Source organism: Amycolatopsis sp. NPDC006125 (genome assembly GCF_040614195.1).
In the GTDB taxonomy this organism is placed as follows: Bacteria; Actinomycetota; Actinomycetes; order Mycobacteriales; family Pseudonocardiaceae; genus Amycolatopsis_E; species Amycolatopsis_E tucumanensis.
The window spans coordinates 23858-36694 of sequence record NZ_JBEXTZ010000058.1 but is presented as its reverse complement, the minus strand read 5'-3'; the positions used below and the strand labels follow the sequence as shown (position 1 = coordinate 36694).

Annotated in this window: 11 protein-coding genes; 4 read left to right on the top strand and 7 right to left on the bottom strand. The window is 73.0% G+C overall.

All coding sequences use genetic code 11. From position 1 onward, the window contains the following. Positions 1–365 precede the first annotated feature (365 nt). Entirely contained in the window at positions 366–827 is a 462-nt protein-coding gene (locus tag ABZ193_RS26740; RefSeq protein ID WP_354711920.1) for a zinc-binding dehydrogenase, read from the bottom strand. 230 nt (positions 828–1057) lie between these two features. On the opposite strand from ABZ193_RS26740, the gene ABZ193_RS26735 reads away from it, so the two are divergent. Together ABZ193_RS26735 and ABZ193_RS26730 are read left to right on the top strand one after the other, a co-directional pair. Further along, positions 1058–1906 (top strand): helix-turn-helix domain-containing protein, encoded by an 849-nt coding sequence (locus ABZ193_RS26735; protein ID WP_354711908.1) that lies wholly within the window; start codon positions 1058–1060, stop codon positions 1904–1906. A gap of 56 nt (positions 1907–1962) precedes the next feature. Then, complete coding sequence (locus tag ABZ193_RS26730) at positions 1963–5106, top strand: AAA family ATPase (RefSeq protein ID WP_354711907.1); 3144 nt, start codon at positions 1963–1965, stop codon at positions 5104–5106. A gap of 93 nt (positions 5107–5199) precedes the next feature. Here ABZ193_RS26730 and ABZ193_RS26725 read toward each other — a convergent pair whose 3' ends face one another. From ABZ193_RS26725 to ABZ193_RS26710, 4 genes are read right to left on the bottom strand one after another with little or no spacing between them, the layout of a single operon-like run. Continuing rightward, a complete protein-coding gene (locus tag ABZ193_RS26725) occupies positions 5200–6045 on the bottom strand; it encodes an ABC transporter permease (RefSeq protein ID WP_020419123.1) in 846 nt (281 codons plus the stop codon). Beyond that, a complete protein-coding gene (locus ABZ193_RS26720; protein ID WP_020419124.1) occupies positions 6042–7019 on the bottom strand; it encodes a daunorubicin resistance protein DrrA family ABC transporter ATP-binding protein in 978 nt (325 codons plus the stop codon). The genes ABZ193_RS26725 and ABZ193_RS26720 overlap by 4 nt, the downstream gene beginning before the upstream one ends. Positions 7020–7036: 17 nt before the next feature. Further along, positions 7037–7597 (bottom strand): NAD(P)H-dependent oxidoreductase, encoded by a 561-nt coding sequence (locus ABZ193_RS26715; protein ID WP_354711905.1) that lies wholly within the window; start codon positions 7595–7597, stop codon positions 7037–7039. A 55-nt stretch (positions 7598–7652) separates the two neighbouring features. Further along, entirely contained in the window at positions 7653–8177 is a 525-nt protein-coding gene (locus tag ABZ193_RS26710; RefSeq protein ID WP_354711904.1) for a 2'-5' RNA ligase family protein, read from the bottom strand. Between the two features lie 65 nt (positions 8178–8242). On the opposite strand from ABZ193_RS26710, the gene ABZ193_RS26705 reads away from it, so the two are divergent. Beyond that, positions 8243–9796: an AMP-binding protein gene (locus ABZ193_RS26705; RefSeq protein WP_354711903.1), complete on the top strand. Its 1554-nt coding sequence runs from the start codon at positions 8243–8245 to the stop codon at positions 9794–9796. A gap of 203 nt (positions 9797–9999) precedes the next feature. Then, on the top strand, positions 10000–10647 hold the full coding sequence (locus ABZ193_RS26700) for a response regulator transcription factor (protein ID WP_020419129.1): 648 nt from the start codon (positions 10000–10002) through the stop codon (positions 10645–10647). 28 nt (positions 10648–10675) lie between these two features. On the opposite strand, the gene ABZ193_RS26695 is transcribed toward ABZ193_RS26700, so the two are convergent. Both ABZ193_RS26695 and ABZ193_RS26690 read right to left on the bottom strand, forming a co-directional pair. Then, positions 10676–11509, bottom strand: coding sequence for an aldo/keto reductase (locus tag ABZ193_RS26695; RefSeq protein ID WP_354711902.1), 834 nt, complete (start codon positions 11507–11509; stop codon positions 10676–10678). 20 nt (positions 11510–11529) lie between these two features. After that, a complete protein-coding gene (locus tag ABZ193_RS26690; protein ID WP_354711901.1) occupies positions 11530–12714 on the bottom strand; it encodes an MFS transporter in 1185 nt (394 codons plus the stop codon). Positions 12715–12837: the final 123 nt, after the last annotated feature.

Genomic DNA, 12837 nt, shown 5'->3' with positions numbered 1-12837 from the left:
AGCACGTCGCGCAGGACGGGCTCGAGGTCACTGTCGAGCACTGCGCCCCGGAGGCCTGCCGGTTCACCAGTCCCCGGCCGGACTCGTCGGGCACCGACGGGAGTTCACGTCGAAGGTGGACACGGAATTCGCCGCCGTGCCCGGTCAACACCACGCCTACGTCCTGAGCACAGGGACCTTCGGACTCGCCGCGGACAGACGGCGCACGAGGATCCGCAGAGGCCGAGCACCACAAGCCGATGGCGGACAGCGACGAACCCGGAACGGTGGCGCTCGGACCGGTCAGGTCCGGGATCTCCCGCCACTCGGAGCCGGTTCATGCGGTGAGGCTATCGGCGCCGCCCCCGGGGGAGATCCGCGGCCGGTCAGGGCACGAGCACCACCTTCCCGGTCGCCTGGTCGTCCTCCAGGTAGCGGTGCGCTTCGGCGACGTCGTCGAGGCTGAAGACCCGGTCGACGTGCGGGTTGGAGGACCCCGGCCTCGACCTGGTCGACGACCCGCTACCCGCCGCGCCGCGCACGGTGTCGCTGTGGAAGGCGGTCAGCCTGGTGCCGGTGGGGATCATCGCGATCGGCTGGAACGCCGGGATCAGCCAGCCGCTGAGCGGACCCGCCACGCACACCGTTCCGCCACGGCGGACCAGCCGCAGCGAGTCCAGCGCCGTGCTCGTGCCGGCCAGGTCGAGGACGTGATCAGGGCCCTCCGGCCACGCCGCGATCGTCAGCGGCCCGCCGTTGTCGACGAGGACGTGGTCGGCGACCAGCGCCGCGGCCTTGTGCCGCCGCCGGGTCGTGGCGGCGGTCTCGGCGCCGAGCGCGGCCGCGATCGACGCCGCCGCCCATCCCCACCGACGATGTGCCCCCGCGGATCAGCAACCGCTCACCGCGCGCCACCCCCAGCGCGTCCAGCGCGCCCTGCGCCGTCAGGTACGTCTCCGGCAGCGCGGCGAGCGCCTCCCACGGCAGGCGAGTCTCGACCGGCATCAGCCTCCTGCGGTTGCGGGGCGCCGGGCTGAACCGGTCGGAGCTGCGAACCCGCCAGGGCCACTCCCCCTCCGTGGTCTTCCCGCGGGTGCTGGGAATCGAGTGCGTGGGCGAGCTGGCGCCGTCGACCGACCCACGGCTGGCGGAGGGCAGCATCGTCGCTTCGGTGATGGGCGAAATCGTGCGGGCGTCCTCATGCGATCCACTGTCGCGGGCGCCGGAGGTGGCGGGCGGGACGAGCGCCGACCACTCCCACACGCGAGGGCACCTGGTTTACGCGGCCCAAGGCGTCCTGTCCGTGCACACCGAGGGCGGCACGTCGATCGTCCCCGCCAACCGCGTCGCGTTGATCCCGGCGGGCTGCCCGCACCACCACCGCGCGCACGGGCACACCGACATGCGGATCGTCTTCCTGCCGCCGTCGCCGGCCCAGCTGGCGCCCGCCCGGCCGGCCGTGTTCCTGGCCTCCGCCCTCGCCAGGGAGGTCCTGCTCGCGCTGACCGGTCCCCGCGACCGGGACCGCGCCGCGAACGCGCGGCTCCGCCGGGTGCTCGTCGACGAACTCCGCGAAGCCGGCGAGCAGCCGCTGCAACTCCCGGAGCCCCGCGACGACCGGCTGCGGGCGGTCGCGCGGATCCTGTACGAGCAGCCCGCGGACAACACCCCGCTGGCCGGGCTGGGACGGCGGACCGGGGCCAGTGCCCGCACCCTCAGCCGGCTCTTCCGCCGCGAGCTCGGCATGAGCTTCTACCAGTGGCGGACCCAGGTGCGCGTCTACCACGCGCTCGTCCTGCTGGCCGAGGGCCACGACACCACGCACGTCGCCCACGCCTGCGGCTGGTCGAACCCCAGCAGCTTCATCGCGGCCTTCGCCGCCGTCGTCGGCACCACGCCGCGCCGCTACCGCGCGGACACACGGTGACCGGGAACTGTTAACCGGCGGACAATCCGGACATCGGCGCGCTAGCGTCAGGGGTGATGGACACCCACCTCGAACCCGCCCTGATCGGCCGTGACCACCCGGCGGGCCTGCTGCGCGCCGAGATCGGGCGGGCGGTGGACAGCCACGGCGGGCTCGTGCTGGTCACCGGGGAGCCCGGGATCGGCAAGACCACCCTGGTCACCGGCGCTGCGGACGAGGCGCGCCGGCTGGGGGCGCTCGTCCTCGGCGGCGCGTGCTGGGACTCCGGCAGCGCGCCCGGCTACTGGCCGTGGGTGCAGGTCCTGCGCGGGCTGCGGCGCGCCGCGACCGCCGACGAGTGGGCCGCCGTGGAACGGGACGCCGGGGGCGGGCTGGCGGTGCTGCTGGGCGAGGCGGACCCGCGGGAGACTCCGGACGGGTTCCGCCTCTACGACGCCGTCACCAGCGCACTGGTCACCGCCTCGCACAGCCGTCCGGTGGTGGTCGCGCTGGACGACCTGCACTGGGCCGACACCGCCTCCCTCAAGCTGCTCGAGTTCGCCGCCGGGCACACCTGGTTCGAGCGGCTGCTGCTGATCGGCACCTACCGCGACGCGGAGGTCGAGGTCGCCGAGCACCCGCTGCGGCCGATGCTGTCCTCCCTGGTCGCCAAGGCCCGCACGATCACGCTCACCGGCCTGGAACCCGACGAGGTCGGCCGGCTCATCGCCCGCACAGTCGGCGAGACCCCGGGCCAGGACGTCGTGGCCGAGGTGCACCGGCGCACCGGCGGCAACCCGTTCTTCGTCGAGCAGGCCGCGCGCCTGTGGCACAGCGGCGGATCGGTCACCGCGATCGCGCCCGGGGTGCGGGACGCGGTGCGCCGCCGCCTGTCGCTGCTGCCGGAACCGGTCGTCGGGCTGCTGACCACCGCCGCGGTGCTCGGTCAGCAGTTCCACCGCCAGGTGCTCGCCGCGGTCGCCGCGATCCCCGCCGCGCCCGCCGACCGGCTGCTCGACCAGGCCGTGGCCGCGCGGCTGGTCGCCGTGCGCGGCGGCGGCCGGTTCGCCTTCGCCCACGACCTGGTGCGCGAAACGCTCTACGACTCGCTCGGCGAGGACGAGACCCGCGAACGCCACGCCGCGGTGGTCACCGCGCTGGAGGGCAACCCCGCGCTCGCGGACCGGATCCTGCCCGCCGAAGCCGCGCGGCACGCCTACCTCGCCGGCCCGCTGGTGCCGCCGTCACGGGCGGTGGACCTGCTCGTCGCCGCCGCGCGGGCCGCGTCCGGCCGGATGGCGTTCGAGGAAGCCATCGGGCACTTCCGCCGCGCCGCCGAGATCACCGACGAGCCGCGGCGGCGTGTGCTCGTCCTGCTCGAACTGGGCGGCGAGCTGCACCACTTCGACGAGCCCACCGAGGGCTGGGCGGTGTTCGAGGAGGCGAGCGCCCAGGCCCGCGCGCTGGGCGACGCGGAGCTGCTGGCCCGCGTGGCGCTGACCGCCTACCGCTGGGGCGACGACGCGGAGCGCGCCGACCTGAAGGCCGGGCTGATCGCCGAGGCCCACCGCGCGCTGATCGGGCCGGGCGAAACCGAACGCCCGCTGGAGGACCGGGCCAGGGAGGTGATCGTCCAGCTGGGCAGGCTCGCCCGCGAGGACGGCGACGACGAGGCGCTCGGCTTCAGCCTGTCCACGCTGCACGACTCGATCTGGGGGCTGGGCACGGCGGTCGAGCGCGAAGCGCTGATGGCGGAGCTGGCGGAGGTCGCGCACCGCAGCGGGGACACCGAGACCGAGCAGTACGCCACCTCGCTGCGCTGGGTCGCGCTGCTGGAGCTGGGCGATCCGCGGTATTTCGACCAGATGCGGGCGTTCGTGGCGCTGGCCGAGCAGGGCGACTCCCGCCGGATGCAGTTCGGCGCGCAGATCGACCAGAGCATCCTCGCCGGGTTCCAGGGCCGCTTCGCCGACGCGGAGGCCCTGTTCGACGATGTCCTGTCGACGCCGGAACAGGTGCACCACACCCACTTCCTGCCGATGCTGCGCCACCACCGGTGGTCGCTGCTGCTGCAGCAGGGCCGGTTCGACGAGCTCGCCGAGTTCCACGCCGGCCTCGGCCCCGGCGACTACCCCTATCCGGGACTGCTGGAGGCCACCACCGCGGCGCAGCGCGGCGACGCGGCCGCGGCGGCCGAGTACCTGGCCGGGCTGGGGGAGCGGGATCCGTTCCCGCGGTCGTACCTGCCGATGTTCCTGCGGCTGCAGGCGCAGACCGCGGCGGCCGCCGGTGACGAGCGGCTGGCCGAGCGGGCCAGGGAAGCGCTGCTGCCCTACGACGGGCAGTGGCTGGTGTCGGTGTTCGGGTTCGAGATCAGCGGCCCGGTCACCCTCTGGCTGGGGAAACTGGCCGCGTCGGGGCGGCGCTGGGACGAGGCGCTGGAGCGGTACCGCGCGGCCGAGCGGTCGGCCGAGTCGATGTGGGCCCGGCCGTGGGTGGTGGAAGCCCGGCTGGCGCGGGCCACCGCGCTGCTGGACCGGGCCGAGCCGGGCGACGAGCGCGAAGCCGCCGAGCTGCTGGACGTCATCGCCGCCGAGGCGGCCGAGCTGGGCCTGCGGCACGTGCCGGAACGCGTGCGGCGCCTGCGCGCCCGGGGCCACGAGCCGGCCGCCACCGGGGAGTTCCGGTTCACCGGCACGACGTGGACGCTCGCGCTGGCCGGGCGCACGGTGCACCTGCCGGACGCGAAAGGCCTGCGGGACCTGCACTTCCTGCTCAGCCACCCGGGCACCGACGTGCCCGCGGTGCGGCTGCTGGACCCGGCGGGCGGCGAGGTGGTGGTGGCCACCCGGCGCCTCGGCGGGGACGAGGTCCTCGACGACACGGCGAAGGCGGCCTACCGGCGCCGTCTCGCCGCGCTGGACGACGAGATCGACGCGGCGGCCGCCCGCGGCGACGACGACAGGGCCGCCCGGCTCGACAGCGAGCGGGCGGCCCTGCTGGAGGAACTGCGTGCCGCCGCCGGTCTCGGCGGGCGCACCCGGCGTCTCGGGGACGAGGCCGAGCGCGCCCGCAAGACCGTGACCGCCCGGATCCGCGACACCCTGCGCCGGCTGGACGGTCGCCACCCCCAGCTCGCCGAGCACCTGCGGGCGACCGTCTCGACCGGCGCGAGCTGCCGCTACGACCCGGGCGAACCCGGCATCACCTGGCGGCTTTAGGTGGGTTTCGGGCGGCGGAGCCGTCCGAACCACGCCCGCAACTCGCTCCGCTACCCGCACCGCCACGCAGGCCGGCGGGGCGACAGTTCCGTGTCACTTGCGGTTGTAGAGCCGCATCGTCAGCGTGCCGAACACCGCGAGCAGCGCGCCGCTGGCGATGAACGTCCACATGACGTCGCTGCCGTCCGGGGCGCCCATCATCAGGCTGCGGACCGCGTCGGACAGGATCGTCACCGGGTTGACGTTCACGAACGCCTGCAGCCAGCCGGGCATCGTGGCCGGGTCGACGAACACGCTGGACAGGAACGTCAGCGGGAACAGCACCATCATGCTGACGCTCATCACCGACTTCTCGGTGCGCAACAGCAGCCCGAACATGGTCCAGATCCAGGAGAACGCGAACGAGAACACCAGCAGCAGCCCGATGCCGGCGAGCACGCCGCCGACGCCGCCCGCCGGCCGGAAGCCGAGGATCAGCCCGACGCTGAGGATGACCGCCGAGGCCGTGCTGTAGCGGAACACGTCGCCCAGCAGCGCGCCCACCAGCGCGGCAGGCCGCCAGATAGGCAGGGTGCGGAACCGGTCGAACACGCCCTTCTCGATGTCGATGTTCACGCCCAGCCCGGTGTACATCGTGATCATCACGACGCTCATCACCAGGATCCCGGGCAGCAGGAACTGCAGGTACTGCGTGGTCGACCCGGCCAGCGCGCCGCCGAACAGGTAGGTGAACATCAGCGTCATCATGATCGGGAACGCGGTGACGTCGAACAGCTGCTCGGGCACGTGCTTGATCTTCAGCATGGCCCGCCAGCCGAACGTCAGCGACGCCGACAGCGCGCTGGGCCGTTGCGGCTGCTCGCCGGCGTCGAGCACGGCGTGCAGGCTTTCGGCCGCCGGGGTGTAGGCCGGGGTCGTGTCGGTCGTGGTCGCGGTCATGCCGCTGCCTCCTCTTCCGCGGGGTGGTCGGTCAGGGCCAGGAACACCTCGTCGAGGCTGGGCTGGCCGAGGGCGAAGTCGTCGACGGTGATGCCGGCCTGCGTCAGTTCGGCCAGCGCGCGGGCGGCGTGCTCGGCCGCGCCCAGGTCGGACTCGCCGCCGCCGATGCGTGCGGTCAGCGACACCGGGTCGCCGCCGAGCTCCACAGTGGACCCGAGTGCTCGGGCCATCACCCGCTGGGCCTCGGCGCGCTGGGCGCCGTCGCGCAGGCGGACGTGGATCGAGCCGGCGCCGACCGAGGCCTTCAGCTCGCCGGGGGTGCCCTCGGCGATCACCTTGCCGTGGTCGATGACCGCGATCCGGTCGGCGAGGTGGTCGGCCTCGTCGAGGTACTGGGTGGTGAGCAGGACCGTGGTGCCCTGCGCGACGATGATCCGCACGATGTCCCACACCTGGTTGCGGCTGCGCGGGTCCAGTCCCGTGGTCGGCTCGTCCAGGAACAGCACGTCCGGGGTGCGCAGGATGCTCGCCGCGATGTCGATGCGCCGCCGCATGCCGCCGGAGTAGTTCTTCACCTGCCTGCCGCCGGCGTCGGTCAGCCCGAACGCCTCCAGCAGCTGGTCGGCGCGGCGCCGCGCGGCCGGTTTGCGGTGCCCCAGCAGGCGGCCCAGCAACACGAGGTTCTCGATGCCGGTCAGGTCCTCGTCGATCGAGGCGTACTGGCCGGTGAGGCTCACCCGCTGCCGCACCGCGTCCGGTTCCCGCAGCACGTCGTGGCCGAACACCCTGGCCTGGCCGCCGTCTGGCCGGAGCAGGGTGGCCAGCACCCGCACCGCGGTGGTCTTGCCCGCGCCGTTCGGTCCGAGCACGCCGTACACGGTGCCGGCGGGCACGGCCAGATCCACGCCGTCCACGGCGCGGGTCTTGCCGAACACCTTGACCAGCCCGGACGTTTCGATCGCCAGGTCGCTCATGGTCCTTCCTTCCTTGTTCACGCCACGTAGGGGCGGGCCCGGCGGGCGGCGCGCAGCGCGGTGCCCCACCAGACGAGCTGGTCGAGCATCGGGTCGGCCGCGTGGCGGACGGCCTCGTCCCGCGGGCCGCCGTCGGGCCCCATGTCGAAGAGGTTGAAGCTCACGGTGTTGCGCAGCGTCACGGTGTGCAGCTCGGTGAACACCACACGCAGCTGCTCGACCGCGTACAGCCCGGCGCAGCTGCACCCGTAGGACACGAACGCCACCGGTTTGGCCTGCCACTCGTCGTAGGCGAAGTCGATCGCCTGCTTCAGGGAGGCCGGGAAGCTGCGGTTGTACTCCGGGGTGACGACGACGAACGCGTCCGCGCGGTCGATCCGGGAGGTGAAGGCCGTCATCGCCGGGGTGGCGCGGGCCGGGTAGCGGGCCGGGAAGTCGAACTCCGCCAGGTCCACCACGGACAGCTCGAGGTCGTCGCGCTCGCCCGCGGTGCGGGCGAACCACTGCCCGACCTGCTGACCGGCCCGGCCCTCCCGGGTGCTCCCGATCAGGACCAGGACCCTCAGGACGTCCTCCATGGCGGCCTCCTCCCGTTCTCGACCGGTAGGCGCTAGATCGGCCGCTAGATCCGGTCTAGCGGGCGGGGCCCGGGAACCGGAACCGGTCTCGCGGCTGCCAGACGCCGTCGAAGACGGCGAGCCACGCCTCGGTGAGCCGGGCCGCCAGTGGCAGCGCGGCCTCGACCGACCGCACCAGCGCGGCGGCCTCCCGGGGGCTCGCGCCCATCGCGACGGTCAGGTGCGCGCCGACGTCGTCGCCGGGCCGGCTGCCCTGGGGGAGGACCGCGGACCACCGCCGCCGCAGGGTCGCGATCAGCCCGGTCAGCGGATAGAGCGGCTCGGGCCGCAGGTACACGAACCCGTCGTGGTGGTGGCAGCGTTCGAAGCGGACCTCCATCGCGGGTTGCCGTTCGAGCAGTTCGGCCAGCGCCGTGACGGTGGCCTCGTCCAGGTCGGCGGCCGGCCGGAACGGGTACAGCAGCGAGATGTGCGCGGGCAGGCCCCGGCGGGCGGCCGGCGACAGTTCGGCCGCACGTGCCAGCAGCGGGTCGGCGGCCGGCACCGGGATCGCCAGCACGCTGCGTCCGCGCTCGGTCATGGACCGGTTCTACCGCGGATTTCGACCGCACCGGAAACGATCTCGCCGGGGTTACGCTCGACCGCGTGACGGAGCTGTCCTTCGAGCCGCTGTCGCCGGTGTCCTTCCTGGACCGGGCGGAGGCGGCCCACGGTGACCGGGTCGGGGTGGTCGACGGGGAGCGGCGGTTCACCTACGCGGAGTTCGCCGACCGGTGCCGCCGGCTGGCCGGGGCGCTCGCGCCGCTCGCGCGGAAGCGGCCGGTCGCCGTGTTCGCGCCGAACACGCACGTGCTGCTGGAAGCCAACTTCGGGGTGCCGTGGGCCGGGGTGCCGCTGGTCGCGGTCAACACGCGCCTGTCCGCCGGCGAGATCGCCTGGATCCTGGACCACTGCGAGGCCGCGGTGCTGGTGCACGACCCGGTGTTCGACGAGCTCGTCGCCGAGGTGCTGGACAGGCTGGGCAGGCCGGTCGAGGTGATCCGCGCGGGGGAGGAGTACGAGGGGCTGCTCGCCGGCGCGGCACCGCGGGCCGAGGCGCCGCGCGACGAGCGCGGCCTGCTGTCGATCAACTACACCTCGGGCACGACCGGTCGCCCGAAAGGCGTGATGTACCACCACCGCGGGGCGTACCTGCAGGCGCTGGCGATGGTCGGGCACACCGGGCTCTCGCCGTCGTCGGTGCACCTGTGGACGCTGCCCATGTTCCACTGCAACGGCTGGTGCTTCCCGTGGGCGGTGACCGCGGCCGCGGCGACGCACGTCTGCCTGCCGAAGGTCGAGCCGGCCCTGGTGTGGCGGCTGATCCGCGACGAGGGCGTCACGCACCTCAACGGCGCCCCGACCGTGCTGTCGATGCTCGCCTACGCCCCGGAGGCCGCGCCGGTCGCGCACCCGGTTCGCGTCGCCACCGGGGGCGCCCCGCCGAGCCCGGCGATCCTGCGCCGCATGGGGGAACTGGGCTTCGACGTCACGCACCTGTACGGGCTCACTGAAACGTTCGGGCCGATCATGATCTGCGACTGGCGCCCGGAGTGGAACACGCTGGACACCGCCGCGCAGGCCCGGCTCAAGGCACGGCAGGGCGTGGGGAACCTGGTGTCCTGCCGGGCCCGGGTCGTCACCGGGGACGGGTCGGACGTGCCCGCCGACGGCGTGACCACCGGCGAGATCGCGGTGCGCGGCAACAACGTCATGCTGGGCTACTACCGGGATCCCGACGCCACCGCGCAGGCCGCGCCGGACGGCTGGTTCCGCACCGGCGACCTCGGCGTGATGCACCCCGACGGCTACGTCGAGCTGCGCGACCGCAGCAAGGACGTGATCATCTCCGGCGGCGAGAACATCGCCAGCGTCGAGGTGGAGCAGGTGATCGCCGACCACCCGGCGGTGCTGGAGGTCGCCGTCGTCGCGGTGCCGGACGACCACTGGGGCGAGGTGCCCGCGGCGTACGTGACGCTGCAGGAGGGGGCGTCGGCGACCGCCGAGGAGATCATCGAGTTCGTCCGGGGGAGGATCGCGCGGTTCAAGGCACCCAGGCGGGTGGTGTTCGGCCCGCTGCCCAAGACCTCCACCGGCAAGATCCAGAAATACGTGCTGCGTGACCAGGCGTGGGCCGGCCACGCGTCGCGTATCCGATGAGTAACGACACGGGTTAGCGGTCCACCCGGCGGGGTAGCCGGTGAGCAACGAACGCTGAGCAGGGGTGGGCGCGAATGTTGTGGTTGATGTTGCTCGTACCGATCGTCATCCTGGTCTTCACGGTGAGCCTGCAGAAGTTCGAGGCCGTCATGCTCGAGACCGATCCGCTGCGGGACCGCCGTCGCTACCGATGAGGTGAGGGGATGATCACGGTCTTCCTGGTCGACGACCACGAGGTGGTGCGGCGCGGAGTCGCGGACCTGGTGGACGCCGACCCGGAGCTGACCGTGGTCGGCGAGGCTTCGACGATGGGCGAGGCGCTGGCGCGGATCCCGGCGGCACGGCCGGACGTGGCGGTGCTGGACCTGCGGCTGCCCGACGGCAGCGGCATCGAACTGTGCCGGGAGCTGCGGTCCCGGATGCCGGAGCTGCACTGCCTGATCCTCACGTCCTACACCGACGAGCAGGCGATGCTCGACGCGATACTGGCCGGCGCCGGCGGATACGTCGTGAAGGACGTGCGGGGCATGGAACTGGTGTCGGCGGTGCGGCAGGTCGGGGCCGGGAAGTCGTTGCTGGACAACCGGGCCGCTTCGGCGCTGATGTCCCGCATCCGGGACGAGGCCGCGCCGTCCGGCGCCGTGGCGCGGCTGTCGGAGCAGGAACGCAAACTGCTCGACCTGATTGGCGAGGGACTGACCAACCGCGAGATCGCCGAACGCATGTTCCTGGCCGAGAAGACCGTGAAGAACTACGTGTCGCGGCTGCTGCACAAGCTCGGGATGCAGCGCCGCACCCAGGCGGCCGTGCTGGCCACGAGCCTGCGCCGGGACCGGCCGGGCCGCCGGTAGCGGCGGCCCGGCCGCGGGTGTTCCGGCGTCAGCGGACGTTGAAGGTGTCCGGGTCGGGCCCGGTGCGCAGGCCCTTCTCCAGCTTCGCCAGCTCGGCGAGGTCGCTCTCGTCGAGTTCGAAGCCGAACACGTCGAGGTTCTCCTTGATCCGGGACGGCGTGACCGACTTCGGGATCACGACGTTGCCCAGCTGCAGGTGCCAGCGCAGCACGATCTGCGCCGGGGTGCGGCCGTGCTTGTCCGCGAGCGCGGTGATCGCCTGCTCGCCGAGCAGCTCGCCGCCCTTGGCCAGCGGGCTCCACGCCTCGGTCACGATGCCGTGCTGGGCGTGGTACTCCCGGAGCTCGGCCTGCTGCAGGTAGGGGTGCAGCTCGATCTGGTTGACCGCGGGCACGATCTGGCTCTCCTGCGCCAGCCGGTCCAGGTGGTGCGGCTGGAAGTTGGACACGCCGATCGCGCGGATGCGGCTGTCGGAGTAGAGCGTTTCGAACGCGCGCCAGGTGTCGGCGTAGCGGTCGGCCTCCGGGACCGGCCAGTGGATCAGGTACAGGTCCAGGTACTCCAGGCCCAGGTCGGCCATGCTCTTGTCGAACGCGCGCAGCGTCTCGTCGTAGCCATGGTCGGAGTTCCACAGCTTGGTGGTGACGAACAGCTCCTCGCGGGCGATGCCGGACTGGGCCAGCGCCTTGCCGACTGCGGCCTCGTTGGCGTACGCGGTGGCGGTGTCGATGCTGCGGTATCCGGCCTCCAGGGCCGCGGTGACCGCCTGGGTGGTCTCGTCCGCGGGGACCTGGAAGACCCCGTAGCCCACCTGCGGCATGTGGACGCCGTTGTTCAGTTCGACCGTGGGAATGGCGGTCATGTCTTTCCTTTCGCTGTCGTTCATCGGTGGACGGCCGGGATCTCCGGCTGCGTCCGGGCGGCCGGGCGCCGGTCGAGCGCGCCGGAGACCAGCGCGACGCCGAGCCCGGCGGCGGCCAGCACCGCGCCGATCCAGTTCGGAGCGGTGTAGCCGAGGCCGTGGCTGATCGCGAGCCCGCCCAGCCAGGCGCCGCCCGCGTTGCCGAGGTTGAAGGCCGCGATGTTCGCGGCCGACGCCAGTGCCGGCGCGTCCCCGGCCTTGGCCATGACGCGTGCCTGCAGCGGCGGCACGGTCGCGAACCCGGCGGCGCCGAACAACGCGATCGTGACCGCGGCGGGGAGCTGCGCGTGCGCGGTGAAGACGAACGCGACGAGCACCACGGCCAGCGCGGCCAGGATGACGTACAGGCTCGGCATCAGCGCGCGGTCGGCGGCCTTGCCCCCGAGCAGGTTGCCCACCACCAGGCCCCCGCCAAACAACACGAGGAGCCAGGTCACCGCGCCGGGGGAGAAGCCGGCGACGCCGGTCATCATCGGGGCGATGTAGGTGAAGGAGGCGAACACCCCGCCGAAGCCGAGCGCGGTCATGGCCAGCGCGAGCCACACCTGCGGCCGCCGGAACACGGCCAGCTCGCTGCGCAGGCTCTGGCCCTCGGTGACGGGCTGGCGGGGGACGAGCGCGACGACGCCCAGCAGGGCGATCACGCCGAGGCCGGCCACCGCCCAGAACGTGGAGCGCCAGCCGAGCTGCTGGCCCAGCGCGGTGCCGCCGGGCACGCCGAGCACGTTGGCGACGGTCAGGCCGGTGAACATGATCGCGATGGCGCTCGCCTGGCGGGACTTCGGCACGAGCGAGGCGGCGACGACCGAGCCGACGCCGAAGAACGCGCCGTGCGAGAGGGCGGCGACCACGCGGCCGGTCATGAGCAGACCGTATCCGGGGGCGATCGCGGAGACGACGTTGCCCGCGATGAACAACACCATCAGGCCGGTGAGGACCGTCTTGCGCGGCACCTTGGAGCCGAGAGCGGTGAGCAGGGGCGCGCCGACCACGACGCCCAGGGCGTAACCGGAGATCAGGAGCCCGGCCGTGGGCACCGAGACGCCGAGGTCGGTGGCGACCTCGGGCAGCAGGCCCATGATCACGAACTCCGTGGTGCCGATGCCGAAGGCGGCGATGGCCAGCGCGATGAGGGCGACAGGCATGTGGTTCCTCGTGAGAGATTGGGGGATCAGCGTGGGCAACTACCCGCTTTCGCAATAGTTGCATGCGCCTGTTATTGCCAACGACGGCTAGACTAGCAGGCAAGTAGACTGGGGGCCTGCGAG

What these genes read in the sequence shown, in the direction of transcription:
- ABZ193_RS26720 (WP_020419124.1), bottom strand. Translation starts at nt 7,019, where the DNA reads ATGAGCGACCTGGCGATCGAAACGTCCGGGCTGGTCAAGGTGTTCGGC.
- ABZ193_RS26715 (WP_354711905.1), bottom strand. Translation starts at nt 7,597, where the DNA reads ATGGAGGACGTCCTGAGGGTCCTGGTCCTGATCGGGAGCACCCGGGAG.
- ABZ193_RS26710 (WP_354711904.1), bottom strand. Translation starts at nt 8,177, where the DNA reads ATGACCGAGCGCGGACGCAGCGTGCTGGCGATCCCGGTGCCGGCCGCC.
- ABZ193_RS26725 (WP_020419123.1), bottom strand. Translation starts at nt 6,045, where the DNA reads ATGACCGCGACCACGACCGACACGACCCCGGCCTACACCCCGGCGGCC.
- ABZ193_RS26730 (WP_354711907.1), top strand. Translation starts at nt 1,963, where the DNA reads ATGGACACCCACCTCGAACCCGCCCTGATCGGCCGTGACCACCCGGCG.
- ABZ193_RS26700 (WP_020419129.1), top strand. Translation starts at nt 10,000, where the DNA reads ATGATCACGGTCTTCCTGGTCGACGACCACGAGGTGGTGCGGCGCGGA.
- ABZ193_RS26695 (WP_354711902.1), bottom strand. Translation starts at nt 11,509, where the DNA reads ATGACCGCCATTCCCACGGTCGAACTGAACAACGGCGTCCACATGCCG.
- ABZ193_RS26690 (WP_354711901.1), bottom strand. Translation starts at nt 12,714, where the DNA reads ATGCCTGTCGCCCTCATCGCGCTGGCCATCGCCGCCTTCGGCATCGGC.